Origin of the sequence: Xanthomonas axonopodis pv. maculifoliigardeniae, assembly GCF_041519315.1 — a bacterium.
GTDB lineage: Bacteria > Pseudomonadota > Gammaproteobacteria > Xanthomonadales > Xanthomonadaceae > Xanthomonas > Xanthomonas euvesicatoria.
Genome location: NZ_CP167998.1, coordinates 4,421,899 through 4,447,226, shown reverse-complemented (window position 1 = coordinate 4,447,226; position 25,328 = coordinate 4,421,899). Strand labels below are relative to the sequence as shown.

Here is a 25,328-nt window from a genome sequence, read left to right as displayed (position 1 = left end):
CGGAGGCGCTCGCATGATTGTCGTCGATACCCTGCATAAGTCGTTCAAGACCAAGACCGGTCTGGTGAAAGCCGTCGACGGGGTCAGCTTCAGCGCTGCCGACGGCCAGATCACCGGGCTGCTCGGCCCCAATGGCGCCGGCAAGACCACCACCTTGCGCATGCTCTACACGTTGATGACGCCCGACCAGGGCAGCGTCACGGTCGATGGCGTGGATGCCGCCCGCGACCCGGTGACGGTGCGCCGCGCACTCGGGGTGTTGCCGGACGCACGCGGCGTCTACAAGCGCCTGACCGCACGCGAGAACATCGCCTACTTCGGCCAGTTGCATGGCCTGTCGCGCAGCCAGATCGCACAGCGCACGCACCTGCTGGCCAGCGCGTTGGACATGGACGATATTCTCGACCGCCAGACCGAAGGCTTCAGCCAGGGCCAGCGCACCAAGACCGCGATTGCGCGCGCATTGGTGCACGATCCACGCAACGTGATCCTGGACGAGCCCACCAACGGACTGGACGTGATGACCACCCGCGCCATGCGCGGCTTCCTGCAACAACTGCGTGCGGAGGGGCGCTGCGTGATTTTTTCCAGCCACATCATGCAAGAGGTCGCCGCGCTGTGCGACCGCATCGTCATCATCGCCAAGGGCAAGGTGGTGGCGGCCGGCAGCGCCGACGAACTGCGCGCTGCCACCGGTGAACACAACCTGGAAGACGCCTTCGTCAAGGCGATCGGCTCGGACGAGGGACTGCACGCATGAGCACCACATCGTTGTTGTCCACGCTGTGGACCGTGCTGCGCAAGGAATTGCGGGACATCTCGCGCGACCGGCGCACCCTGGCATTGGCGTTGCTGTTGTCGCCGCTGCTGTACCCGATCCTGATCCTGGGCATGGGCGCGTTGAGCGAAAGCCGCGTGCGCACGCAGATCGACAAGCCGCTGGAGATCCCCACGCTCGGGCGCAGCAACGCACCGAATCTGGTGCGATTCCTGGCCGCGCAGGGGCTCAATGCCGTGGATGCGCCAGCCGATCTGACCGCGGCCATTCGCAACCAGGATGTGGATGTGGCACTGCGCATCAGCGACAGCTACGCCGAGGATTGGCGCGAAGGCCGGCCGGCGCTGGTGGAGATCATCAAGGACAGCACCCGCCGCGAGGCCGATGTGCCGAGCATGCGCTTGCAGGCCGCGCTCACCGGCTACAGCCAGCAGGTCGGCGCATTGCGGCTGCTGGCGCGCGGTATCGATGCGCAGGTGTCCAGGCCCCTGGAAGTGGCCGCGCAGGACCTGGCCACTGCCGAAGCCAAGCGCGGCCAGGTGATGGCGATGCTGCTGCCGGTGTTGCTGGTGATCACCTCGTTTCTGGGCGGCGCCTCGTTGATTCTGGACGCCACCGCCGGCGAGCGCGAACGCCAGTCGCTGGAGCCCTTGCTGGCCACGCCTGCGCCGCGTAGCGCCATTGTCAGCGGCAAGATCGCTGCGGCCTGCGTGATCGGCATGGTGTCGCTGTTGCTCACCTTGCTGGCGTTCAAGCTGAGCGCGCAGCTGTCCACATCCAACCTGGGTCGCCAGCTCAATGTCGGCTTCGTGCCGATGCTGCAGATGCTCTTCATCCTGGTCCCGATGCTGTTTGTCGGCACTTCGCTGCTGACCTATCTGGCCGCCGCGGCCAAGAGCATGAAGGAAGCGCAGGCGCACATGACCTGGTTACTGCTGCTGCCAATGCTGCCGGGCTACGCCTTGATGGCCTATCCGCTGAAGACGCAGCTGTGGCATTTTTCGGTGCCGTTTCTGGCGCAGAACCAGATGCTGTTGAAGGTGATCCGCCACGAGACCATCAACCTGCAGACCTGGGCGGTGTATCTGCTGGCCGGCTTCGGTGTGGCGGCATTGCTGTGGTATGCGGCAGTGCGCCGGTATCACCAGGAGCGCCTGGCGATTTCGGGCTGAGGGTATTGGGTGGCGGCTGTTTGCGGCAAGTCCCGGCGGCACCCTGCAACGCGCAACACCAGAGTTGCACCACCGCTACAACGCACCACCGCCACAACGCAAAAGCCCGCATCGCTGCGGGCTTTTGCGTTTCCATGTCATCAACGACGCGGACATCAATCGCCCGGATTGAACGACAGCGTACGCCGCGTGGTCACCGGTGCGGCCACCGGTTCGAAGCGCCAGCGCTTGACCGCGTTGAGGGCTTCGCGGTCGAACACGCGCGGCGGGTTGGCGCGCAGCACACGCGAGGCGGTGATCGAGCCGTCGGTACCGACCGTGAGTTCCACCAGCACTTCGCCCGAGGTCCCCGAGCGCAGGGCTTCGGCGGGGTAGCGCGGTGCCGGGGTGCTGATCGGACGCAGCGACTGCGCGGCCGGTGCGGCTGCAGCGGCGGCTGCCGGCGCCGGACGCGGTGCCGCCGGTGTGGGTGCCGGCGCTTCGGCCTGACGCCGCGCAGCGGCCTGGCGCTCGGCCTCGGCGGTCTGCTGGCGGGCCGCTTCCTGCTGGGCGGCAATCTGCTGGGCAGCGGCGGCCTCGCGGCTCTGCTGCTCGGCCAGACGCTTCTGCTCGGCCGCCTGCTTGGCCTTGTCCTCGACCTGCTTCTTGGCCAGCTCGGCATCCTGCTCGGAGCGGTTGGCAGCAGTCTTCATGCCCGTTTCCAGGCCGCTCTTCAGGCGCGGCAATGCCGGTGCCTGCGGGTCGACCTTCTCGATCAACGCGATCAAACGCTGCGCTTCGGGAAATTCTTCGCGGCTGATGCCTTGTTCGGCGGCGATCAGGGTATAGGGAAGCAGATCGGTCAGCGCGCTGTTGACGGTGGCATCCTGCGGCTGCTTCTCGCGCAAGGCCAGGTAGTACTCCACCGCGTTGTCGCCGGCCGGGGCGTACATGCGGTTGTCCTGCAGCGCTTTGGTGGCCGATTCGCGCAATTGTTCGGCAGCCATCGACTGCACCTGCGGCGAGACCGCCGTGGCCGGCGTGGGTGCCGTTGCCGCCGGTGTGGCGCCGGTCGCCGGCGTGGTGGTGGCGGCCTTGTCTTCCTGCTTGGAGCAGGCGGCCAGGCCCACCAGCAAAATGACCGGCGCGATCCGGCGTGCCATACGGCCCTGTGTCAGATCCAACATGCGTCCCCCTTACCCCGAGTGCGAAAGATAACGTTGCTGCGGCGAGCGCCGGCCATTGTTCCCGCAATGGACGGCAATGCCGCAATCTAGCATTGCTGGGGCGGTCTAAGCCAAGGGTTGCGCTGCAGATCGCCGAAATTTATCCCGCCGGGGTCGCCATGACCGGCGGGGCCGGCACGCGAGCGGCCGGTTCGGGCAGCGGCGGGGCAGGGCAGTAGCGCTGCAGGAAGTCCGCGTGCGCAGGCAACCGCACCAGCGCGGCCTCCACCCGGGCGCGGATGGTCTCCAGAAAGCGGCCCAGCTCCGCATCGCCCATCAGGTCGGCCACCGGGTGGTGCTGCTGCGGCACCACGCCCTGGCCCAGCATCACCTGCACCCACGAGTTCTCGGCGAACAGCTCGTTGGCCTGATGGAAGACCCGCCCGCTCTGGCGGAACAACTCCACCCGGTGGCGCAGCGAATCGGGGATGTCCATGGCCGCGCAGTCGCGCCAGAACGGCGTGTCGCGGCGATCGGTGGCGTGGTAGTGCAGGATCACGAAATCCCGGATGTGGGTGATCTCCTGGGCCGCCTGACGGTTGTACTCGGCGATGTCGACAGCGTTGATGACCTGCGGAAAGGTCTGCAGCAGGCGGATGATGCCGCGCTGGATCAGATGGATGTTGGTCGATTCCAGCGGCTCCAGGAATCCGCTTGCCAGGCCCAGCGCCACGCAGTTCTTCTCCCACACGCGGTGGCGCTGGTTGGGCGTGAAGCGCAGCGGCCGCGGTTCGGTCAGCGCGCGCCCGGTGAGGTTGCGTTCCAGCACCGCGCGGGCGCCATCCTGGTCCATGTAGCGGCTGGAATACACGATGCCGTTCCCCACCCGGTGCTGCAGCGGAATGCGCCACATCCAGCCGGCCTGGTCGGCGCGCGAACGGGTGTAGGTCACCGGCGGACCCACCGATTCGGTCTGCACCGCCAGCGCGCTGTCGGCGAACAACCAGCGCGACCAATCGTCGCTGCCCACGCCCAGCGTCTTGCCGATCAGCAGGCCAGCAAAGCCGGTGCAATCCAGGAACAGGTCGCCTTCCACCCGCGTGCCGTCCTGCAACGTCAGTGCGGTGAGAAAGCCGCTTTGCGCATCGGTCTCCACCTGGCCGATGCGGCCTTCGATGCGGGTGACGCCGAAGCCTTCGCTGAAGCGGCGCAGGAAGCGCGCGTACAGCCCGGCGTCCAGGTGGTAGGCGTAATTCATGCCGCCATTGGGCAGGTGCGCGAAGCGGCCTTCCTGCGCCGCACGCAGTTCCAGGCAGTAGTCGCCGAAGTCGCGCGCCACTCCACGCTGGCACCCCTTCAACCAGAAATGCTGGAACCCGGCGCTCCAGTGGTCGGTTCCGGCATGCCCGAAGGAATGGATGTAATGCTGGTCCACATCGCGCCAGTGTTCGAAGGCGATGCCGAGCTTGATGGTGGCCTGGGTGGCGGCCATGAAGGCGGCTTCGTCGATTTCCAGCAAGCGGTGGAAGGTGACCAGGCTGGGGATGGTGGCTTCGCCCACCCCCACCGTGCCGATCTCGTCGGACTCCACCAGGGTGATCTGCAGGTGCCGGCCCAGCAGTTTCGACAGCGCTGCAGCCGCCATCCAGCCGGCCGTGCCGCCACCGGCGATGACGACGCGGCGTACCGGGCGCTGTTGCGGGTCCGAAGGCGTGGTGTCGGGCATGGTCAAATCCTCAGCGATTCAAGCGTTGCAGCAGCCGCGCACGCAGGCTGCGCGCGCTGGCGTCGTCCATCGGGGCCAGCACGCCGCGTGCGGCATCAGGCAGATGCGCGGCGGTGCTGTCGTCGGACTCGAAGACATAGTGGCGGAACACTTCCTGCCAGGTGGCGCGTTGTTCGGCCGGCAGGTCGCGGATGGTCAGCAGCGCCAGCATCAGCGCGTTCATCGGCGAATCCATGTAGGCCGGGCTCTGCCGCCACCAGAAATTCACCAACACGTTGAAGCTCTCCAGTGCCTCGACGTGATGCCACCACATGCTGGGAATGAACAGCGCATCGCCCGGCGCCAGCTCGGCGACCAGGGCGTGGTCCAGCGCCTGCGCATAGCGTGGAAAACGCTGCAGGTCCGGTGCGGCGATATCCACCAGGCTGACCGGCTGCCCGGCCGGGGTGAGATCCAGCGGGCCGATGTAGAGATTGGCCAGCTGATCGGGCGGGAACAGCGTAAAACGGCGGCGCCCGGCAACCACGCAGGCCAGGTTGTCGGGCAGGTCCTGATGGGCAGCGATCCGGGTGCGGTTGCCGATCCAGATGCTGGCCAGCGGCTCGCCCTGTGGCAGCGCGATCGGGTTGTGCGCGCGCAAGCCGGGCAGGTAGGTGTCCAGCGTGGTGGAGCCGACATAGATCGCCGGCGGCTGGGAGGCGTGCAGGTCGCGCAGCAAGGTGTCCAGCACCACGCCCAACGGCACGCGTTCGGGGCGGAAATTGAAGCCGCTCATGTCCGCGTTGTAGAAAAAGCGCCCACCGATCTCCGGTGGCCCAACCTGCGCCACCACCGCCTCGCCGCGGTCGAAACCACGCAGGTAGGCGGCAGCAGACTGCGCAGAACTGGCACCGGCGCGGGCCAGCGGCCAGTCGCGCACCAGCCCGCGCAGCACCAGCGGGCTGGTGGAGCGAAGGATGGCCGGGTCCAGCTGTTGCGGGTCCAGGCCGTGACGCTCTTGGATGGGGCGTGGCTCAGCCGGCATGACGGCGGTTCATGCGTTCGAGCAGATGGCGCAATTGCGCAATCGAGGCCACCGCCATGTACAGCGGTTCCAGATCGCCATGCCGGTGCAGTTCGAGCAGCGCCGCCTCATCGAGTGCGCGCAGGCGTTCTTCGTGCACGACATAGAGCCCGGCCAGGCGGCATTCCAGGCCGTTGTTCAAGGTGGCTTCGAACACGAAGGGTTCGAGCAGGTCGTAACGCAACGCACGTTCGACGAATGCCGTGCTGGCCGCCAGGCCATCGTGCAGCGTGCGCAGCACCTGGCTGATGTGGTCCAGAAATTCGGTGGTGCCGCCGTGTTCGCGAAACAGCAACTGGCCCTCGGTGGTGCTGACGCGTGGGCTGTCCAGGTCCACATGCACCATCGGCCCATCGGGCTGTTCGCCGATCAGGAACGGCTGGCGTTGAATCGCCAGCGGAACATAGGGCGCATCCCAACGCGCGCCATCCAGGAACAGGTTCTCGCCCAGGCGTAATCCCAGCAATGCCAGCGGCTGGAAACTGCGCTCGCCGCTGCGATGGAACACGATGGGGTATTGCGCCTGCAACTGGCGAAATTCCTGCGGAAAGGTCGCAGCCGACATCACGTCATCGCCATAGGCGGCGCCGTGCGCGGTGATCACCCGCAGATCGCGGTGATCGAGATTGTTCAACAACACGGCATTGGTCATGGGGATTGGCACAGCACGCGGGGGCGCGTGGCCCATGCTTCAACGAATCGCCATTGCACGGCAAGCCCCGGATGCCTTTACGTCCCCGGGCGGGTGCAACGGCCGTGTACGTTTCCCGGCAGCCAGGCTGCCGGGAAACGTGTGGGTTGCTGTAGCGATGCAGTCAGTCCTGCATCGCCCAGCGGCATCACCAGAACTTGTAGCGCAGGCCCAGCATGTAGCGCGGGCCGGTCTGGGTGGCATAGATGATCTCGTTCTTCTGCCGGCCATGCTGGCGCTGTATCTCGTTGGTGAGGTTGATCGCTTCCAGGCTCAGCGACAGGTTCTCGGTCCACTGGTAGCCGATGCTCAGATCCAGCTGGCCATAGGCTTCGGTGTAGACCGGGTTGGGCAGGCCGCTGCCGTCAAAACGCGCGGCCAGGAACTCGTCGCGCCAGTTGTAGGCCGCACGGACCTGCCATTGTCCCTTGTCGTAGAAACCGACCAGGTTGGCCGAATCGCTCAAGCCTTCCAGCGCGAACTGCTCGCCGATCACGTAGTTGTTGTAGGTCAACCCGGAGTCGACCTTGGTGTAGTTGGCCGACACGCCGAAGCCACTCTGGCCGAACATGTGCTGCACGTTGAATTCCCAACCATCCAGCGAGGCCGAGCGCTGGTTGGCCGGCGCGGTGATGGAGAAGTTGGCGACCGGGTCGCCTGGCTGACCGCTGATCGTACCGGTGGCATTGCCATTGGTGTCGTCGGTTCCGCGGACCACGCCCGGCTGGCCGGCGAAGTTGCGGAAGATGTAGTTGCGGATGCAGGTCAGGTCGGCGGTGGCGCAGCCATTGGCCAGCGCCTGGTTCCAGTAGGCGCCGCCCACCGGCGTGTGCAGGCCGAGCGAGGTGTCGTTGCGGGTGGTGACGCCGACATAGTTGTCGATGTTCTTGCGGAAGAACCCCACCGAGGCGTAGCTCGCTTCGCCGTAATACCACTCCAGCGACAGGTCGATGTTGTGCGACAGCAATGGCTTCAGGCCCGGATTGCCTTCCTGGCCCGAGCCGCCTTCGATGCGGCCGATCTGGTTGAGCGTCTGCCCGCCCTGGATGTCGCCCCAGCCGGGCCGGCCGATGGTTTCGCCGTAGCTGCCGCGCAGCACCAGGTCTTCGCGCAGCTTGAAGCTCAGGTCCAGGCTGGGCAGCCAGTATTCGTACTTGCCGCTGCCACCGGAAAACGCCGAGTCGGCCAGCCGGATCGGCAGCTCGTTGTTGGCGACCCAGTCGATGCCCACGGCCACCGGCACCAGCGCCCGCGCTTCCACTTTGGTTTCTTCGTAACGCACACCGGCCGCCAGGCTGATCGGCACGCGTAGATCGTCCCAGCTATTGCCCCACTGCAGGTAGGCGTTCTTGGATTTTTCGGTGACGCGGCGGTCGGTGGTGAACACCGGCGAGATGCGGTACAGCGACTCGTCGCCAGCGGCTTGCGCAGCGGCCTGGCGCGCGCGCTCGAAATCGAACAGGAACAGCTGGTTGAACTGCGCCGGATTGCCGCTGCCGTCGATCGCATCGAAGTACTGCGCGAACGAGCTGGGAATCCACAGGTCGTCCGGATAATCGGCCGCAGTGCCGTTGCCGCCCCAGGTGTCGCGCTGCACGTTGGAAAACGCCGAGCGGTTCTTGACCTCGGTGCTGCCGATGCCGAACTTCAACTGCGAATAGTTTTCGAAGGTGAAATCGCCGTTGACCTGCGCCTGATCGATTTCCGACTTCATGTAGCTGTTGCGGAACGCCGAGCCGGTGACCAGCGTGCGCGACGGGTCCAGGCCGTTCAGCCCGAAGCCCAGCTGCTGCTGCAGCACCGGGAAATCCTTGCTGAAATCCACCACCGAGGTGCCGCGGTAGAAGCCGGACACGCCCAGCGAGTTGCTCGACCCGTACGGGCTGTCCGCGCCGGCTTCGGCGGTGGAGCGGTGGATGTCGAAGTTGAGCTTGAACTGATCGTTCACCGCCCAATCCACGTTGAAACCCAGCGACTTGTTCTGGTTACGCGTGGCCGCATTGGACCCGGCGGTGGCCAGATCGCTGGTGGGCGGATTGACGATTTCCGAATAGGTGATCGGACCGGCGACCGGTCCTTTGGTCCAGGAGCTGGCGGACGGCCCGTAGTTGAACCACACCGACATCTCGTTGCGCTGCTGCTGGATCTTGTTTTCCGAGTAGGTGTAATCCAGCGTGGTGGTGATGTTGTCCAGCGGCTTGTACTGCAGCACCAGCTGGCCGTTGGTGCGCTGGCGTTCGACGCCGACCACGCGGTAGTTGAGGTTCTGCGGCACCGAATAGATATCGTTCGGACCGGGGCGGTTGACGATGTTTTCCGAACCCGGTGCGCCCGGCTGCGGAATGGTGCCGTAGGCGGTGGAATCGCCGCGGAATGCGCGCCAGCCATTGGGGACGCCGACCTGGCTGTAGCCGAAGTCGCGTTCCTGGTAGCTGCCGCTCAGCGACACGCCGAAGCGTCCGTCGGCCGAGGTGTTGCTGAAGATGCCGGAGATTTCCGGCGTCAGCGAATCGCCCTGCAAGCGGCCGGGCAGGTTCTCGTTGGACGAGTCGTGCACACCCTTGAGGCCCACGTTGGCATGCATGCCGGGATTATCCAGCGGCCGGGCAGTCTTGATGTTGATGGTCGCGCCGATACCGCCGGTGGGCGTGCTGGCACGGCTGGTCTTGAACACCTCGATACCGGAGATCGACTCGGACGCCAGGTTGGCGAAGTCGAACGCACGCGAGTTGGAGGCATTGGATTCTTCGATGCTGGCGCCCGGCATCTGGCGGCCGTTCAACAGCACCAGGTTGAAGTCCGGGCCGACGCCGCGCACGGTGACGCGCGAGCCTTCGCCCAGCGAGCGGTCGATCGACACACCGCTGATGCGCTGCAACGACTCGGCCAGGTTGGTATCGGGGAATTTGCCGATGTCCTCGGCCACGATGCCGTCGACGATGCCTTGCGCATCGCGTTTGACGTTCATCGACGAGGTAAGGCTGCCGCGAATACCGCTGACCTGGACGGTATCGAGGGTGGCGGGGTCGGCCTGACTGGAACCCGGGACAGTGGATGCCGACTGCGGCGCCGGCGCGGTCTGCGCGGCCAGCGGAGTCGACAAGGCGAACAGCAGGGCAGACGTCAAGCGCCGCGTGCGCGGCAGGGTGCGAGTCTCTCTCACGGTGATTGCTTCCCCAAACAGAAGATAAGGCCGGCCCCACGGGGGCAGGCAAAGGTCGACGGAACAATCGAGCATTTGTTAGTGCAGCCTTAACAAAGTCAATTTGCACTGCAGCATCGGCCGCGACCCTGTCGCGTCACACATCGTTCCACCGAGCCAGGTGTGTCATGCCGCCATAGGCAAACGCTTGGCCTTACCATCGCGCTTGGATGGCAACCTCTCTCAAGATGCGATGGCACTGAGGTAGCGGGCACACGCCTTGGATGCGCACCTGGCAAGCGGATTCGTCAGGTGCGAGTGCGTTGCCGGCCCGACGCCTGCACGCCAGGCAGCCGCCCTTGAGTCAGGCCTGCCGCAACGACCACCTTTGACTGGAGCGCACGATGATCGATCTGTACTACTGGCCCACGCCCAACGGGCACAAAGTCACGCTGTTTCTGGAAGAGGCGGGGCTGCAGTACACCCTCAAGCCGGTCAACATCGGCAAGGGCGAGCAATTCGAACCGGCATTCCTGCAGATTTCGCCCAACAACAAGATGCCGGCCATTGTCGACCATGCACCGGCCGATGGCGGCGGTGCGCAGAGCGTGTTCGAGTCCGGCGCGATCCTGCTGTATCTGGCCGAGAAGACCGGCCGCTTCCTGCCGCGCGATGCCCGCGGCCGGATCGCTGCACTGGAATGGCTGTTCTGGCAGATGGGCGGGCTGGGCCCGATGAGCGGCCAGATGGGTCACTTCAACGTCTACGCACCGGAAAAGATTGCTTACGCGATCGAGCGCTACAACGCCGAGGTGCGTCGCCTGCATGGCGTGCTCGACAAGCGCCTAGCCGACCACGCCTTCCTGGCGGGCAACGACTACGGCATCGCCGACATGGCCAGCTATCCGTGGATCGAAGTGTATGGCGACCTCAAGCCGGACTATTCGGCCTTCCCGCATCTGAAACGCTGGCACGACGCCATCGCCGCCCGCCCCGCCACCCAGCGCGCCTACGCGCTCAAGGAGCAGGTCAATCCCAATGCGGGCCAGCCGCTCAGCGATGAAGAGCGCAAGCACCTGTTCGGCAAGCGTTGAAGCAACGTCTTAGGCGCGGATGCGTAACAGTACACGCGCATCAAACGCGCGCGGCACATCAACGGGGCGGCATGCGCCCCTCTCCCACGGGAGAGGGGTTGGGATGAGGGTACGGCATCGCCGGAGACTGACAGCGACCCCAATTGCGCTCCCTCGCCATACGTAGCGGCGCGTTAGTCCCCATCGTCCACAGACATCTTGCGATGCATGCGCATCCCCGGCCCCATCAATCCCAACGCGCGCACGCCTGAGCGGCCAACGCCAGGATCGCCGCGCTTCTCAAATCCACAACGCCGCCGCATCCTGTGCGCAGTCGTCAGACAGGATCATCGATGCGCGCCCTGTTCGTAGCCCTTGCCCTCATGCTCAGCACCGTTCCCATGGCCCATGCCGAAAAACTCACCCTGGAGGCCATCACCGGCCCATTGCCGCTTGCCGGTCCCACGTTGATGAAGCCCAAGGTAGCACCGGATGGCTCGCGCGTGACCTTCCTGCGCGGCAAGGACAATGATCGCAATCAGCTGGATCTGTGGGAATACGACATCGCCAGCGGCCAGACGCGCCTGCTGGTCGATTCCAAGGTCGTGCTGCCCGGCACCGAGGTCTTGAGCGATGTCGAAAAAGCCCGCCGTGAACGCCAGCGCATCGCCGCGTTCACCGGCATCGTCGATTACCAATGGGCACCGGATGCGCACGCGCTGCTGTTCCCGCTCGGTGGCGAGTTGTATCTGTACGACCTGCGCAAGACCGGCGCGGCCGCGGTACGCAAGCTCACCCACGGCGAAGGCTTCGCCACCGACGCCAAGCTCTCGCCCAAGGGCGGCTTCGTCAGCTTCGTGCGCGAGCGCAACGTGTGGGCCATCGAGTTGGCCAACGGCAACGCGCTGCAGCTCACCCACGATGGTAGCGAGACCATCGGCAATGGCGTGGCCGAATTCGTCGCCGACGAAGAAATGGATCGTCACACCGGCTATTGGTGGGCGCCGGACGACTCGGCGATCGCCTTTGCGCGCATCGACGAATCGCAAGTGCCGGTGCAAAAGCGCCCGGAAGTGTATGCCGACCATACCGAAGTGATCAGCCAGCGCTATCCGCAGGCCGGCCAGCCGAATGTAGCGGTGCAGCTAGGTGTGATCGCGCCGCGCGCCAAGGCCACCCCGCGCTGGATCGACCTGGGCAAGAACCCGGACATCTATCTGGCGCGCGTGGATTGGCGCGATGCACAGCGGCTGACCTTCCAGCGGCAGTCGCGCGACCAGAAAACCCTTGAGCTGATCGAAACCACGCTGGCCAGCGGCGTGCAGCGCACGCTCATCACCGAAACCTCGCCCACCTGGGTGCCGCTCAGCAACGACCTGCGGTTTCTCAAGGACGGCCGCTTTCTCTGGAACTCCGAACGCAGCGGCTACGAGCATTTGTATCTTGCATCCGAAGACGGCCGCACGTTGACGCCACTGACTTCCGGCAACTGGGTGGTCGATGCCCTGCTCGCCGTCGACGAGCAGGCCGGCAACGTGTATTTCGCCGCCAGCAAGGACGGGCCCACACAAACGCATATTTACGCCGTGCCACTGGCCGGTGGCGCGATCGAAAAGCGCTCCAACACCAACGGCACGCATGCGGCCAGTTTCGCAAGCAACGCCAGCGTGTACGTCGATACCTGGTCCAACACCACCACGCCGCCGCAGATCGAGTTGTTCCGCGCCAGTGGCGAAAAGATCGCCACGCTGCTGAAGAACGACCTGAGCGATCCGCAGCATCCGTACGCCACCTACCGCGATGCGCAGCGCCCGATCGCATTCGGCACGCTCACCGCTGCCGATGGCAAGACACCGCTGCATTACCGGCTGACCAAGCCCGACAAGTTCGACCCGGCCAAGCGCTACCCGGTCATCGTTTACGTGTACGGCGGCCCGGCGGCGCAGACCGTGCTCGATGCCTGGCCCAGCCGCGGCGATGCCTTGTTCGACCAATACCTGGCCCAGCGCGGGTACGTGGTGTTTTCGCTGGACAACCGTGGCACGCCGCGGCGCGGGCGCGCGTTCGGTGGCGCGCTGTACGGCAGGCAGGGCACGGTGGAAGTGGACGACCAGTTGCAAGGCGTGGCCTGGCTCAAGCAACAGCCCTGGGTGGATGCCAAGCGCATCGGCGTGCAGGGCTGGTCCAACGGCGGCTACATGACCTTGATGCTGCTGGCCAAGCACAGCGACGCCTATGCCTGCGGCGTAGCCGGCGCACCGGTCACCGATTGGGGCCTGTACGACACCCATTACACCGAGCGCTATATGGATCTGCCGGCTCGCAACGCCGCAGGCTACCGCGAGGCACGCATCGCCACGCATCTGGATGGCCTGCGCGCCAAGCTGCTGCTGATCCACGGCATGGCCGACGACAATGTACTGTTCACCAATTCCACCGCGCTGATGAGCGCGCTGCAGCAACGCGGCACCCCATTCGAATTGATGACGTATCCCGGTGCGAAGCATGGGTTGTCGGGTGCCACGGCGCTGCATCGTTACAAGACTGCCGAAGCGTTTATCAAACGCTGCTTGGGGCCAGTCGGGGGCCCGACGTCTGTTGAATAGCTCTGTTCGAGACTGACGAAAGCTACGAAAAATAGAGAGTGGCGACTACTCCTTGGTCAGAGATTCAAGCTTTCTTCTCATTAAGGAGTAGACGGCTCAATGCATAGTATTGAAGCCGGGCGACCTTTGGATAAAGCAGGGCTCGCGTCTCGCTGCAGAATTGCGCGTAGAGAGGTGCAGCGCTCGCAAGAAACTCCGCGCTTGCTGCACTTCAAACCAAGCGGTATCCGGAAGGCGCCGTTTAATGGTCAAACGGAACTTTTTCAGGCCGTTGCTTTCCTTTCCACTGGCCCTGCTTCTTCGCCTGAGGACAAATACTCATGTACTGGCCCACTGCTTTGACAGCGGTCTGTGTCCAGACGTTGAAGCAGACATTGCCAACACAACATGGGCCGGTACTTGTTGGCCATGGGCAGTAGCCTGGAACAGCGACCCAGGTTCCGGAGATCGGATCAATCGGAGTCCAGTTTTTGTCCTCGTCTTTGCACCCCTGGGTACAAAAAACAAAGGGGTCATTGCTGCGGCATGCCAGCTCCTGATAAACACTTTGTCCCGCTGCGCTAGCCGCCTGAGTGAACAGAAGAACTGCAAACATCCCTATCCAGCGTTTCATGACAATTCCTTGAGTGCCGATTCTTGAAGTGTACGTTCTATCTATGGTAAGTCAAAGTCGGTATGCGTGCAGCTGGCCTCGGAGGGGGGCAGTCTTCTGTTTTCCCGCTCAATGTCTGAATCGCTTCGCCTGTCTGCTTGCATCGATTCTTTAGTGTGCGGTGAGAAGATGGACTGTGGCAGCAGGCACGATGACCTTCGGCAGGTTGTCGACGCCGCGCGCTCCGCGTACGGTCGCGCATCGCCCTGTTGGAATCTTCTCGATGAAGCCTCTTGTGATTGCCGTCGCTCTGGCGCTCGGCACCTGTTTGCCGCTGCAGGCCCAGACCAGCCAAAGCACCGCCAAGGTACCCGCCAGCCCGGCCTGGGTGCAGACCAGCAACGGCTATGCGCAGATCCTGCTCAATGCGCAGGCGCCGTTCCAGCCCGAATACGCCAGCTTCTTCGGTGTGCCCGGCTACGACGATCAGGTCGTCGACCTCGGCCCGGACAACGCCGCGCGCTATCGCGATGCCATGCGCAAGGCGCGCGCCACGCTGCAAACGAAGTTGACCACCGAGCGCGATGCCAACGTGCGCCAGGACCTGCAGATCATGATCGGCGCGGCCGAGCAGAACATCGAAGGCAGCGAGCTCAACGAACGGTATCTGTTGCCCTGGAGCGATGCTCCCGAGGCGGTTTTCAGTGGTCTCAACGGTCTGCTCTCCGACCAGACCGTGCCCGAGCGCCGCGCCAAGGCGCTGGATCGCCTCAAGCGTTACGTCGGCCTGTTACCGGGAAGCACGCCCACCACCACGCTGGCGCGCCAGCGCTACGAGGAAAAACTGAGCAACAAGGCCCTGCTGCAGCCCACCCAGCGCGAAGTAGAGCAGGCGCTGGCCAATGTGGACACCTACGTCGCCGGTATTGGCGAGCTGTTCGCCAAGTACAAGATCGCCGGCGCCGACGAGGCGCTCAAGGCCATGTCCACGCAACTGAAGGACTACGCCGCGTGGACCCGCGCCACCGTGCTACCCAAGGCGCGCAAGGACACCCGCCTGCCCGAGCCGCTTTACGCTTTCCAGCTCAAGCAGGTCGGGATCGATATCGCGCCGCAGCAGCTGATCCAGCGCGCGCAACTGGAGTTCATGGAGACCCGTTCGGCCATGCGCCAACTGGCGCCGCTGGTGGCCAAGGCCAAGGGCGTGCAGGGCGGCGATTATGTGCAGGTGATCCGCGCCCTCAAGGGCAACAAGATCGCCGACGACCAGTTGGAAACCCACTACCGCGGCGTGATCGATCAGATCGACCCGATCATCCGCCAGCAGCGCATCGTCGATGTGCCTAACCGCCCGATGCAGATGCGCCTGGGCAGCGCCGCCGAAAGCGCCGCGCAACCGGCCCCGCACTTCCTGCCGGCCCCGTTGATCGGCAATACCGGCCAGCAGGGCCAGTTCGTGTTGCCGCTGGGCAACCCGACCGCCGATGGCGCCAAGAAAGAGCAATACGACGACTTCAACTTCGGCTCGGCCGCCTGGACGCTCAGCGCTCACGAAGGCCGCCCCGGCCACGAGCTGCAGTTCACCGCCATGGTCGAACGCGGCGTCTCGCTGGCGCGCAGCATGTTCGCCTTCAACTCGGTCAACGTCGAAGGCTGGGCACTGTATGCCGAAGCGGAAATGGTGCCGTACGAACCGCTCGACGGCCAGCTGATCGCCCTGCAGTTCCGCCTGCTGCGTGCCGCCCGCGCCATGCTCGACCCGATGCTCAACCTGGGCCTGATCGACCGCGAACGCGCGCGCCAGGTACTGGAAGACGATGTCGGCCTTTCGCCGGCCATGACCCGCCAGGAACTGGACCGCTACACCGTCCGCGCCCCCGGCCAGGCCGGCAGCTACTTCTACGGCTACACCCGCATCCTCGAACTGCGCATGCGCACCGAACTGGCCCTGGGCAAAAAGTTCGACCGCCTGGCCTTCAACAACTTCCTGCTCGACCAGGGCCTGCTGCCACCGGATCAGCTGGCCAAGGCGGTGGAGACGCAGTTCATTCCGGCGCAACAGGCCAAGCGCTGACCAGCTCCGTGGAGTTCAAAAAAACAGGGCGCGATAAAAGGCCGCAAACAGCCTTCCGTCGCGCCCTGGCGCAGTGATGCGGGTGATTCTTTGCGGGCTTTACCGCGTCGCTGGGGAGACGTCCGGTGCCGGACGCTGCTGTGCCCCCGCCGGCACCCAGATCGCTACTCCGGCCGCGCGCTTTTGGGTGGTGGGGATGCCGATCCCCAAGCCGCCGCCGACGCGGCCGCCGTAGCTGCCACCGCCCACCGACAGGCCGCCGCCGGAGCGTTCGGAGCCCACGCCGACGATGACCACGCCGTTGGCGCCGAGCTTTGCGGCTTCGCGCTTGAGGCGTTGCACGGCAGCGTCGGTCTGGCCCTGGGTGCCGAAGCCGGCGGCGCTGGTCGATTCGAGCTGGGCGATTTCCACCGAGCCGACCGGGGCGTTGGAATACACCTGCACCTGCGCCGGGTCGATCGGCGCGCGCGCCTGGCCCAGCATCACCTTGGAGCTGCTGGCGCAACCGGCCAGCAAGGCGGCGGTCGCCGCGGCGATGGCGACGTTCCTGATCAGCGATTGCTTGTGCATGGTGGACCCCCCTTGGGTGATGAAAGCTGGGTAATGAAATCCGCGTAGTGGCAGCGATGATCCGGCGCCTGGACTGAATCGCGCCGCACTTTGGCGCACCCTAGCCATGCCGGTGTGAGGCTGCCGCCAAACCGCCATTGGTCATGATGACCACCCGCCCACGGCGTGAGGACGGCCGCGCCGGTAAGCTCGTGCTTTCTTCAAGACGAGGTGGCACGTGGGACTGATCAGCCTGTTGTGGGGCATCGTGGCGCTGCTCTGGATGGTGTTGGCCTTCATTCCGCTGCTGGGTTGGGGCAACTGGTTCCTGATTCCGTTCGCGGCGGTGGGCGCGCTGATCGCCGCCATCGCGCTGTTGTTCACCTCGGCAGGCAACCGTGGCCGTGCCAAGACCGGCTTGGTGCTCAACGGCCTGGTGATCGTGGTCGGGGTGATGCGCCTGACCCTGGGCGGCGGGATTATCTAACGGGCTCTCGACAAGGCGGCGATGCGCACCTGCGTGTGCATGTGTCGGGTGCGCGCGTGTCCGGCAGGGTCTGCATCGCCAGACGTCGGCGCCTTGCTCGACCTGTGGCTGAGAGAAAGCGAGCAAGAACCCGCGTGCCGTTGCAGCGCTGCGACACTGCGTCGCAGCGCGTTCTGCGCATCATGGCGGGCGTAAACTGATGCGCTGTCTACAGGAGCCTTGTCATGGCCCACCCGCACTATCGCCCCCGCCGCATGCGCCACGATGGGTTTTCGCGTCGGTTGATGCGCGAGAACACGCTGACCACCGATGACCTGATCTGGCCGGTGTTCGTACACGAACTGCCTGGCCGCGCGCCGATCGCGTCGATGCCCGGCGTGGAACGCCTGTCGCTGGACGAGCTGCTGCGCGAGGCGGAAAACGCGCTGGAACTGGGCATCCCGGTGATCGACCTGTTCCCGGTGATCGACCCGGCCGGCAAGAGCCTGGACGCGGCCGAAGCCTGGAACCCGGACGGCCTGGCGCAGCGCGCGGTGCGGGCGTTGAAGTCGCGCTTCCCGGAGCTGGGCGTCATGACCGACGTGGCGCTGGACCCGTACACCACCCACGGCCAGGACGGCATCATCGACGCGAAGGGTTATGTGCTCAACGAGATCACGGTCGAGGCCTTGGTCAAGCAATCGTTGTCGCATGCGCAGGCGGGCGTGGACATCATTTCGCCTTCGGACATGATGGATGGCCGCATCGGTGCGATCCGCCGCGCGCTCGATGCCGACGATCATCTCAACGTGCGGATCATGGCGTATTCGGCCAAGTACGCCTCGGCGTTCTACGGCCCCTTCCGCGATGCGGTAGGCAGCGCCGGCAATCTGGGCAAGGCCGACAAGACCACCTACCAGATGGACCCGGCCAACGGCGATGAAGCCTTGCGCGAGATCGCCCTGGATCTGGAAGAAGGCGCGGACATGGTGATGGTCAAGCCGGGCATGCCGTATCTGGATGTGGTGCGCCGGGTGAAGGATCAATTCCGCGTGCCGACCTTTGCGTACCAGGTCAGCGGCGAGTACGCGATGCTCAAGGCGGCGTCAGCCAATGGCTGGCTGGACGAGCGCAAGTGCGTGCTCGAAGCATTGATGGCCTTCAAGCGTGCCGGCGCCGATGGCGTGTTGACCTATTTCGCGCCGCAAGTGGCGCGTTGGTTGCGCGAAACGCGCTGAGCGCGAGCACGGTGCGACGGCGCTGCCACTCAGTTACGCAAGAGTGAGGGCCGCTCGCGTCGGCCAGGCAGTCGCCTGCGTGCAGTGGGGTCTGGAGCGGGCGGTCTGGTTCGATGGGCGTCGTTAGCCTGACAGATGCGCCAGCGCCCGCTGGATCGCGGGGAGTCGACGTGCCGCCTGCATCAGATGCAATACGGCACGTCGCTCCCATGCACTAGCGTTCAAACCTTTGGATGGTATGGCTTGCGTACGCCGCAACAGGACCGGCGCGCTACGCTTGAAATTTCCGGGTCAGCCGCGCAACGCGCCTGGCGACGGCGCAGTGCCGAGCCAGCAACTGATAGTGGTGCAAATCCCGAATCCCAAATCCCGTCTCAGGGCAGCACCAACGCGATCGCCTGCGACTTCACGCTGGCGCTGAGCGAGGGGAACGGGTCGACGTTGGTCATCACGACCAGGTCGTCGATCGACACCACGTCGCAGTTGATGCTGCTGTCGTTGACGCACAGATACGCGCCCGCGCCCACGCCCGGTTCGTAGATGGCCTTCCACACATACGTCGGGACGGCGACGTTGTCGGTGCCGATCGTCGTTGCAGTGCCGCTGTCGAATGCCGGGCCGGTCACCACGTACAACTCGCCGTGCTGCTTGGCCAGCTGACGCACCTGCTCTTCGATGTGCGCCCACTCGCCGGTGTTGAGCTTGTGGTCCTGCGGGACGACATTGGCCATGGAAAATGTTTCTTTTTCCGAACTTTCGGTCGATGCATCGCCGGCCGGCGTCATGTGCCCGCGGTCGTAGCCGGTATTGGTGTAGTCGGAACTTTTCGAGCGATCAGCGGCGGGGATGCCGGTTTCGTCGTGGAAGGAGCCGACCCGGCCGATCGCCTCGGCGCCGGCAACCTGTTGGTCGGTGAGGTGCTCGGCCGAATACACCGGGTCCTTGGTCACGCCCGAGGCCAGCAACACGTATTCGGTGTGGCAGACCTCGGTGGCGCGGGTCGTGCTGCTGCCCACGCTCGGCGGGGTGCCATTCGCGTAGAGGCTGGGACAACGGGTGGCGGCCATCGCCACGGAGGTCGTGCACAACACTGCCAGGGCCACACAACCGCGCAGGAGGAAGGACATTGCAGAGCTCGCTTGCCAAGGGAAGTGAGGAAGGTGGCAAGGCGCGATGTCCAAACGATGACCGCGCCATGTGCGGCAGATGACGGCGCGGCAGCACGCGTCAGACCAGACAGACCGCTGCCGGGCGCGGCGTGCAGCGAGCCATAGAACGCCGTCGGCATCGATGCAGATCGGACGCGAGACTCATTCTCATCTACAATGGGCGGCCGTCCTGTTTCGTGTCCAGGTCTTGATCAAGACGCTCCTGTTCCAGCTGCATTGGCTGCTCGGCATCACTGCCGGGCTGGTGCTGTCGGTAATGGGGTTGACCGGCGCGGCGATGTCGTTCGAAAACGAGATCGTGCGCATGGCCAATCCGGCCATTGCGCAACTGGCGCAACGGCATGCGGCGGGCGAGCAGCCCTTGCCGGTGGATGTGTTGCTGCAACGGCTCGATCTGGCGCCAGCCGGTGCCGGGCAGAAACAGACGGTGACGCGCCTGTTGATCGATCCCACTGGTGCGCGCCCGTCTGCCGCGCGCCTCTCCGGCAAGGGCGCGGGCCGGGTGTATTTCGACCCCTATACGGGTGAGCGGGTCGCGCCGCCGCGGCTGAGTACTGCGTTTGCCTTCATCGAAGACCTGCACCGCAATCTGACGGCCGGCAAACGCGGGCAGGCGGTCACCGGTGCGAGCGCCTTCATCTTGCTGTTCTTCTGCGCATCTGGGCTGTATCTGCGCTGGCCGCGACGGTGGTGGAGCCCGCGCACCTGGTGGGTGGTGGAATGGCGGCGGCAGGGGCGCAGTTTTTTGTGGAGCCTGCACGCGGTGTTCGGCACCTGGTGCTTGCTGGTGTATTTGCTGGTCGCGCTGACCGGGCTGACCTGGTCCTACCCCTGGTATCGCGATGGCATGATGGCCTTGCTTGGCGGCCTGCCTGCGATACGCGGCGACAAAGGCGATAACCGCCCGGCCACCGTCGATCTTGCACGCGTGCAGCGCACGCTCGATGGCATTCCCGCCACGCGCAGCGCCGCCCTGGATCTGCGCATTCCCGCGCGCGCCGGGCAGCCGTTGAATGTGCGGTTCTTGCCCGACCATCCCGCTCACGATCGCGCCTACAACAGTCTTGATATCGCGCCGGACAGCGGAGCACTGCTGCAGCGCCTGGACTACGCGCTGCTGCCGCGCGGGCAGCAATTGGCGGCGAGCATGTTCCCGCTGCATTCGGGCAGTTTCTTCGGGTTGCCCGGGCGCATCGTGGTGATGCTCGCCAGCCTGGGCATGTCGGTGTTCTTCGTCACCGGCTGGATGCTGTATCTGGATCGGCGCCGCAAAAAACGCGAACTGCGCGCTGCGCGCAAGGTGTTGCAAGACGCAGCACCGGCCTCGCAAGCGGCGCCGTGGTTGATTGCGTTTGCCAGCCAGAGCGGTTTTGCCGAGCGCCTGGCGTGGCAGGCCGCCGGGCATCTGCAGGCCGCCGGCTTGCCGGTGCAGGTGTGCTCGCTGGCGCAGCTGGATGCGCAGGCGCTACAACGCACCGGGCATGCGCTGTTTGTGATCAGCACGTTTGGCGATGGCGAGCCACCGGATGCGGCACGCGGTTTCGAGCGTGGGCTGCTGCGGCAACGCCTGGAATTGCCGCACCTGACCTACGCGGTGCTGGCGCTGGGAGACCGCCAATATGCGCAGTTCTGCGGGTTCTCGCGGCGTGTCGAACAGTGGCTGGATGCGCAAGGTGCACGCGCGCTGTTTCCTGCGGTGGAACTGGATAACGTCGACCCGCAGGCGCTGGCGCAATGGCATACGCAGCTGGGCCAGATCGCCGGTGCACCCATGCGCGTGGCGCCGCTGGCACGGCCCAAATTGACCGAATGGACCCTGTCTTCGCGCATGCATCTGAATCCGGGCAGCGAGGGGGCGCCGATCTGGCGCGTCGATCTGCAGCCGCCTGCAGATGCGCAGTGGCAGGCCGGCGACATCCTCGAAGTGCAGCCTGCGCATGCCCAAGCACAGGTGCGCGCCTGTCTGGCGGCATGGGGCCTGGCGCCGGACGCACTGGTGCACGTGGATGCGCAGCTGCTGCCATTGCAGCAGGCTGCCGCCGAGCGCGTCCTGCCCGAGCCGCCCGCAACGCCGCTTGCCCATCGCCCTGATCCGCAGACCTGGCTGGATGCATGTGCCTGGCTGCCCACACGCGATTATTCGCTCGCCAGCGTACCGGCTGACGGCACCGCGATGGTGGTGGTGCGGCTGACGACGCGTGCCGATGGCAGTCCCGGTCTGGGTTCGGGGTGGTTGATCTGCCATGCGGCGATCGGCACGCCGGTGCGCGCACGGTTGCGCACCAATCCCGGGTTTCATCGGCTCGAAACAATGCCGATGGTCTTGATCGGTAACGGCACCGGCATTGCGGGCCTGCGCGCGCTGCTACGCGAGGCCGAGTTGGCCGGCGTGCATGGGCACTGGTTGTTGTTCGGCGAACGGCATGCGGCGCACGACCGCCTGTTCGCCGACGAGCTGCAGGCCTGGCAGGCGAGCGGGCATCTGCAGCAGCTGGAGTGGGTGTTCTCGCGCGATCAACCACAAAAACGCTATGTGCAACATCACTTGCGCGACGCCGGCGACACGCTGCGACACTGGATCGACCGCGGCGCGGTCATTTACGTCTGCGGCAGTCTGGACAGCATGGCGCGCGAGGTCTATGCAACCTTGCGAGAACTGCTCGGCGACACGCGATTGGAATCGCTGACCGCGGCCGGCCGTTATCGACGCGATGTGTATTGAGCGCGGCGCTGATGGCGCCAGCCCCGCCTTACATCGGCTAGCAGAACCTGGCGAGTGAGCATTGTGCGGGTGCGCAGAGTAGAGAGCCGCAGACCACCGTGGACGACGGATACGCGCCCACTCCGAGTGGCGAGCGTTCTACGTTTGCATGGCATTGGTGCAGCGTTGTGTCGGCTGACGACCTGTTGGACCCATCAACAACGCCTCGCCGGTCGAGCGTGCGCTGTCCTCGTCGCGCGCGGGACACGCCATGAACCCATTCCTGTGGTTCAACGGCGGCAGCTATGCCGCCAACGGTCCCGCAAGCGGCGCAGGCACCACGCCAGTCAGTTCGCGGGCTGTTTATCGAAGAATGAGCACGTCGCGTCGCACGGTTTGCTTGTCCCCGCATTGGAAGTGATCAGCAGCTCTGCGGCGAATGCCCAGGCAACATCGTCTCGATCGGACCGATGCACCCATCCACCTCAACGACAATTCGCATCGCCGTCGGCTGCCGGTGCCTTCATCCGGTAGATGTCCAACTGCCCTGCGCGCGGCGCACGGGCGCTGCCGGTCACCAGCAATTCGCCCGGCTTGGCGGTATCCACGACCGCGCCAAAAGTGCGCTCCTGCGGCCCGTTGAACGACAGTGGCAGCGGCAAGCCCTGGGCAAAACGACCGTCCTTGCAGATGGCCAGCAGCAACTGGCTGGGGCCATTGGTCTTCCCCCGGGCCCAGACCAACGCGCGCCCGTCGCCGAGCCAGGCTGCGTCCAGCTCGTCGGCTGCGCTATTGATGTCGACCGGGGCCACCGGCGTGGTGAACGCCTGCCCATCCCAGCGCGCGACGAACAGATCCATGCCGCCAGCACCGCCATGACCGTCGCTGGCGAACAGCAGGCGTGTGCCGTCCAGCGACAGCGTCGGTGCGCGCTCGTTGCCGGCGCTGTTGATCGCCGCGCCCAGCGATTGCACCGGGCCCACGGCGCCTTGCGTATCCACCGGTGCACGGTACAGGTCGCTGCCGCCGGCGCCGCCGGGCCGGGTGGAGGCGAACAGCAGCCAGCGGCCGTCGGCACTGAACAATGGGGTGGTCTCGTCCTGCGCGGTATTGATCGGCAGCGGCTGCGCGTCCTGCCAACGCCCGCCGCGCAGCTGCGCCTGCCACAGATCCCAGCCGCCGGTGCCACCGGCCCGGTCGCTGGCCCAAACGATGCGCTGCCCGTCCGGGCTGAGCGTGGCGCGCGCCTCGTTGGCCGGCGTGGAGACCACGCCCATGCCCTCGATGCCGAATTCAGCAAGCCCCGAAGCAGACGGGACGCAGAGTAAACTTGCCGCCAGCGTGAGCAGCGTCCATCGATAGTGCATGCGGTGTTCCTGCCTCAAGAGCGGCTCCAAGTCGCGCACAGTCTAGTCAACCAGAGAGCGTTTCATGCCCGTATCCCGTTATGCCGTGTTCGGTCACCCCGTCGCCCATTCGCTGTCGCCGGCCATCCACACCGAGTTCGGGAAGCAGACCGGCATTGCGCTGGAGTACACCGCCATCGACGCGCCGCTAGAGGATTTCAGCGCCGCGCTGCAACGCTTCGCCGATGAGGGCGGCAAGGGCGCCAACGTCACCCTGCCGTTGAAGGAAGCCGCCTATGCGCTGGCCAGCAGCCTGAGCGATCGCGCGCGGTTGGCCGGGGCGGTGAACACGTTGGTGCGCAACGACGGCCAGTGGCAGGGCGACAACACCGACGGCGCCGGCCTGGTGCGCGATCTCACCGAACGCCAGGGCCTGGATCTGCGTGGCCGCCGCGTGCTGCTGCTGGGCGCCGGTGGCGCTGCACGCGGTGTGGCGCCGGCGCTGCTGGAGGCGGGCATCACCGCAATGGTGGTGGTGAACCGCTCGCCCGAGCGCGCCGATGCCTTGTGCGATGCGCTGGGCGAGCCGGCGCGGGTGACCTCGCGTTACATCGAAGACCTGCGCGAGCTGGGCGACTTCGAACTGATCGTCAATGCCACTGCCGCCGGTCGCGACCGCGATGCCGGTGCGTTCGCATTGCCACTGGGTCTGGTCAACAGCCTGACGGCCGCGGTCGATCTGAATTACGGCGACACCGCCATTGCGTTTCTGGCCTGGGCGCGCGCGGCGCAATGCCGGTACGCCATCGATGGACTGGGCATGCTGGTGGAACAGGCTGCCGAGAGCTTCGCGCTGTGGCATGGCGTGCGCCCGGACACCGACCCGGTCTATGCCGCGCTGCGCGCGCGCGAGACCGTGCTGGTCAGTGCCGACTGACGTGGGCAGCGCCGATGCCACCGCGATCCTGCTGACCCTGGTCACCAGCCTGCTGTCGCGCGTGCCGATGCTGATTGCGGTGCTGCTCGGGCTGGCTCTGTTGTGGCGCGTACCGCATAGCCCGCTGCGGCGCGCGGGGCTGGCCGCGCTCTGGCTGCTGCTGGGCTGCCTGTTCGCCGAGGTCGCCGTCCAGGCGATTCCGATGGTGTTGCTGCAGCAAGGCAACGTGCGCCAGATCAGCGTGGTGGTCGGCATCGCCCACTTCGTGCTGATGGCCATGCAGGCCGTCGGCATCGGCGTACTGGTGTGGACGCTGGCGGCCAGCCTGCAGCGTTTGCCGGCTGGCACTGGTCCGCGCCCGTGATCCCGCTCAAAGCCATCTTGCTGGTGATCGTTGGATTGGTCTGTGCCGGGCAGGGCGTGTGGACGCTGCTGCATCCGCAGGCGCTGGCGGCGGTCAATCGCGGCGGCCTGCTGTACGAACGTTTCGGGCCCAATGGCGTCGGCGCCGGCATGCTGTTGATGGGCGTGGCCATGGCGGCCATCGGCCTGGTGTGGGCGCGCCATGCGTGGCCGGCACGCCGGCAGCGGAACTGAGCGCGCACCGATCCTGCCGACGCGTTAAAGACAGCGGCGTTTCGTGCATCGGCATTCACTGCGCCGCCTTCCGGGTCGCGCCGGCGGCGAGTGCCTGCAGGCGGCCGGTGCTGGCAGGCCACGATCGGAGAATCGAACCATGCCCTCGGCCGCGTAGCAGTCGTACCGGCGTGGGAGTGGCCGGGTGGCCGCCGCAAGCAGGCAACCTGTTCAGCCGTGCGGCGCGCCGGTCGCAGTCACTGCGCCGGTCCGTGCGAAAATAG

20 protein-coding genes are annotated in these 25,328 nt (G+C 65.6%); 11 read left to right on the top strand and 9 right to left on the bottom strand.

The annotated features are described in order from the left end of the window. Positions 1 to 13: 13 nt before the first annotated feature. Positions 14 to 760, top strand: a complete 747-nt coding sequence (locus tag ACDH77_RS19000; protein ID WP_008571231.1) for an ATP-binding cassette domain-containing protein — start codon at positions 14 to 16, stop codon at positions 758 to 760. Then, positions 757 to 1,950, top strand: a complete 1,194-nt coding sequence (locus tag ACDH77_RS18995; RefSeq protein ID WP_218490415.1) for an ABC transporter permease — start codon at positions 757 to 759, stop codon at positions 1,948 to 1,950. Before ACDH77_RS19000 ends, ACDH77_RS18995 begins: the two co-directional genes overlap by 4 nt. 155 nt (positions 1,951 to 2,105) lie before the next feature. Here ACDH77_RS18995 and ACDH77_RS18990 read toward each other — a convergent pair whose 3' ends face one another. From ACDH77_RS18990 to ACDH77_RS18970, 5 genes are all read right to left on the bottom strand, one after another. Continuing rightward, positions 2,106 to 3,116, bottom strand: a complete 1,011-nt coding sequence (locus tag ACDH77_RS18990; protein WP_046932079.1) for an energy transducer TonB — start codon at positions 3,114 to 3,116, stop codon at positions 2,106 to 2,108. 139 nt (positions 3,117 to 3,255) lie between these two features. Further along, a complete protein-coding gene (locus ACDH77_RS18985; RefSeq protein WP_071118138.1) occupies positions 3,256 to 4,821 on the bottom strand; it encodes a tryptophan halogenase family protein in 1,566 nt (521 codons plus the stop codon). A gap of 10 nt (positions 4,822 to 4,831) precedes the next feature. Next, positions 4,832 to 5,845 (bottom strand): cupin-like domain-containing protein, encoded by a 1,014-nt coding sequence (locus ACDH77_RS18980; protein WP_031424715.1) that lies wholly within the window; start codon positions 5,843 to 5,845, stop codon positions 4,832 to 4,834. Further along, positions 5,835 to 6,536, bottom strand: coding sequence for a SapC family protein (locus ACDH77_RS18975; RefSeq protein WP_008576490.1), 702 nt, complete (start codon positions 6,534 to 6,536; stop codon positions 5,835 to 5,837). The genes ACDH77_RS18980 and ACDH77_RS18975 overlap by 11 nt, the downstream gene beginning before the upstream one ends. A 187-nt stretch (positions 6,537 to 6,723) precedes the next feature. After that, positions 6,724 to 9,738 (bottom strand): TonB-dependent receptor, encoded by a 3,015-nt coding sequence (locus ACDH77_RS18970; RefSeq protein ID WP_011348939.1) that lies wholly within the window; start codon positions 9,736 to 9,738, stop codon positions 6,724 to 6,726. Positions 9,739 to 10,121: 383 nt separating this feature from the next. Between ACDH77_RS18970 and ACDH77_RS18965 the strand changes: the two genes are divergently transcribed. Further along, positions 10,122 to 10,811: a glutathione binding-like protein gene (locus ACDH77_RS18965; RefSeq protein WP_008576488.1), complete on the top strand. Its 690-nt coding sequence runs from the start codon at positions 10,122 to 10,124 to the stop codon at positions 10,809 to 10,811. A 332-nt stretch (positions 10,812 to 11,143) separates the two neighbouring features. Continuing rightward, positions 11,144 to 13,396: a S9 family peptidase gene (locus ACDH77_RS18960; RefSeq protein WP_031424714.1), complete on the top strand. Its 2,253-nt coding sequence runs from the start codon at positions 11,144 to 11,146 to the stop codon at positions 13,394 to 13,396. Positions 13,397 to 13,637: 241 nt separating this feature from the next. Here the strand turns inward: ACDH77_RS18960 and ACDH77_RS18955 are convergent, their stop codons facing one another. Next, positions 13,638 to 14,009 carry a hypothetical protein gene (locus ACDH77_RS18955; protein ID WP_074053315.1) on the bottom strand — a complete coding sequence of 124 codons (372 nt, stop codon included), beginning with the start codon at positions 14,007 to 14,009 and terminating at the stop codon, positions 13,638 to 13,640. Between the two features lie 262 nt (positions 14,010 to 14,271). Between ACDH77_RS18955 and ACDH77_RS18950 the strand changes: the two genes are divergently transcribed. After that, the gene (locus ACDH77_RS18950) at positions 14,272 to 16,062 is read left to right on the top strand and encodes a DUF885 domain-containing protein (RefSeq protein WP_031424712.1); all 1,791 of its coding nucleotides are present in this window, start codon (positions 14,272 to 14,274) and stop codon (positions 16,060 to 16,062) included. Positions 16,063 to 16,161: 99 nt separating this feature from the next. Here ACDH77_RS18950 and ACDH77_RS18945 read toward each other — a convergent pair whose 3' ends face one another. Beyond that, the gene (locus ACDH77_RS18945; protein ID WP_008576484.1) at positions 16,162 to 16,632 is read right to left on the bottom strand and encodes a hypothetical protein; all 471 of its coding nucleotides are present in this window, start codon (positions 16,630 to 16,632) and stop codon (positions 16,162 to 16,164) included. A gap of 223 nt (positions 16,633 to 16,855) precedes the next feature. Between ACDH77_RS18945 and ACDH77_RS18940 the strand changes: the two genes are divergently transcribed. Together ACDH77_RS18940 and hemB are read left to right on the top strand one after the other, a co-directional pair. Then, a complete protein-coding gene (locus ACDH77_RS18940) occupies positions 16,856 to 17,098 on the top strand; it encodes a hypothetical protein (RefSeq protein WP_017156266.1) in 243 nt (80 codons plus the stop codon). A gap of 224 nt (positions 17,099 to 17,322) precedes the next feature. Next, entirely contained in the window at positions 17,323 to 18,315 is a 993-nt protein-coding gene (hemB, locus tag ACDH77_RS18935; RefSeq protein ID WP_031424711.1) for a porphobilinogen synthase, read from the top strand. Positions 18,316 to 18,689: 374 nt separating this feature from the next. Here the strand turns inward: hemB and ACDH77_RS18930 are convergent, their stop codons facing one another. Then, a complete protein-coding gene (locus ACDH77_RS18930; protein ID WP_008576478.1) occupies positions 18,690 to 19,442 on the bottom strand; it encodes a DNA/RNA non-specific endonuclease in 753 nt (250 codons plus the stop codon). A 229-nt stretch (positions 19,443 to 19,671) separates the two neighbouring features. On the opposite strand from ACDH77_RS18930, the gene ACDH77_RS18925 reads away from it, so the two are divergent. Then, positions 19,672 to 22,206 carry a PepSY domain-containing protein gene (locus ACDH77_RS18925; RefSeq protein WP_372353918.1) on the top strand — a complete coding sequence of 845 codons (2,535 nt, stop codon included), beginning with the start codon at positions 19,672 to 19,674 and terminating at the stop codon, positions 22,204 to 22,206. A 464-nt stretch (positions 22,207 to 22,670) separates the two neighbouring features. Here the strand turns inward: ACDH77_RS18925 and ACDH77_RS18920 are convergent, their stop codons facing one another. Next, positions 22,671 to 23,552 carry a TolB-like protein gene (locus ACDH77_RS18920; RefSeq protein WP_218488899.1) on the bottom strand — a complete coding sequence of 294 codons (882 nt, stop codon included), beginning with the start codon at positions 23,550 to 23,552 and terminating at the stop codon, positions 22,671 to 22,673. Between the two features lie 64 nt (positions 23,553 to 23,616). Here ACDH77_RS18920 and aroE point away from each other — a divergent pair, with 64 nt between their 5' ends. From aroE to ACDH77_RS18905, 3 genes are read left to right on the top strand one after another with little or no spacing between them, the layout of a single operon-like run. Continuing rightward, positions 23,617 to 24,468, top strand: coding sequence for a shikimate dehydrogenase (aroE, locus tag ACDH77_RS18915; RefSeq protein WP_008576472.1), 852 nt, complete (start codon positions 23,617 to 23,619; stop codon positions 24,466 to 24,468). Next, the gene (locus ACDH77_RS18910) at positions 24,458 to 24,832 is read left to right on the top strand and encodes a hypothetical protein (RefSeq protein WP_014091345.1); all 375 of its coding nucleotides are present in this window, start codon (positions 24,458 to 24,460) and stop codon (positions 24,830 to 24,832) included. Before aroE ends, ACDH77_RS18910 begins: the two co-directional genes overlap by 11 nt. After that, positions 24,829 to 25,065 (top strand): hypothetical protein, encoded by a 237-nt coding sequence (locus tag ACDH77_RS18905; RefSeq protein WP_008576468.1) that lies wholly within the window; start codon positions 24,829 to 24,831, stop codon positions 25,063 to 25,065. Before ACDH77_RS18910 ends, ACDH77_RS18905 begins: the two co-directional genes overlap by 4 nt. Positions 25,066 to 25,328: the final 263 nt, after the last annotated feature.

Coding starts and splice junctions, on each gene's coding strand:
- aroE (WP_008576472.1), top strand. CDS start 23,617: ATGCCCGTATCCCGTTATGCCGTGTTCGGTCACCCCGTCGCCCATTCG.
- ACDH77_RS18985 (WP_071118138.1), bottom strand. CDS start 4,821: ATGCCCGACACCACGCCTTCGGACCCGCAACAGCGCCCGGTACGCCGC.
- ACDH77_RS18955 (WP_074053315.1), bottom strand. CDS start 14,009: ATGAAACGCTGGATAGGGATGTTTGCAGTTCTTCTGTTCACTCAGGCG.
- hemB (WP_031424711.1), top strand. CDS start 17,323: ATGGCCCACCCGCACTATCGCCCCCGCCGCATGCGCCACGATGGGTTT.
- ACDH77_RS19000 (WP_008571231.1), top strand. CDS start 14: ATGATTGTCGTCGATACCCTGCATAAGTCGTTCAAGACCAAGACCGGT.
- ACDH77_RS18920 (WP_218488899.1), bottom strand. CDS start 23,552: ATGCACTATCGATGGACGCTGCTCACGCTGGCGGCAAGTTTACTCTGC.
- ACDH77_RS18960 (WP_031424714.1), top strand. CDS start 11,144: ATGCGCGCCCTGTTCGTAGCCCTTGCCCTCATGCTCAGCACCGTTCCC.
- ACDH77_RS18950 (WP_031424712.1), top strand. CDS start 14,272: ATGAAGCCTCTTGTGATTGCCGTCGCTCTGGCGCTCGGCACCTGTTTG.
- ACDH77_RS18965 (WP_008576488.1), top strand. CDS start 10,122: ATGATCGATCTGTACTACTGGCCCACGCCCAACGGGCACAAAGTCACG.
- ACDH77_RS18980 (WP_031424715.1), bottom strand. CDS start 5,845: ATGCCGGCTGAGCCACGCCCCATCCAAGAGCGTCACGGCCTGGACCCG.
- ACDH77_RS18975 (WP_008576490.1), bottom strand. CDS start 6,536: ATGACCAATGCCGTGTTGTTGAACAATCTCGATCACCGCGATCTGCGG.
- ACDH77_RS18945 (WP_008576484.1), bottom strand. CDS start 16,632: ATGCACAAGCAATCGCTGATCAGGAACGTCGCCATCGCCGCGGCGACC.
- ACDH77_RS18990 (WP_046932079.1), bottom strand. CDS start 3,116: ATGTTGGATCTGACACAGGGCCGTATGGCACGCCGGATCGCGCCGGTC.
- ACDH77_RS18930 (WP_008576478.1), bottom strand. CDS start 19,442: ATGTCCTTCCTCCTGCGCGGTTGTGTGGCCCTGGCAGTGTTGTGCACG.
- ACDH77_RS18995 (WP_218490415.1), top strand. CDS start 757: ATGAGCACCACATCGTTGTTGTCCACGCTGTGGACCGTGCTGCGCAAG.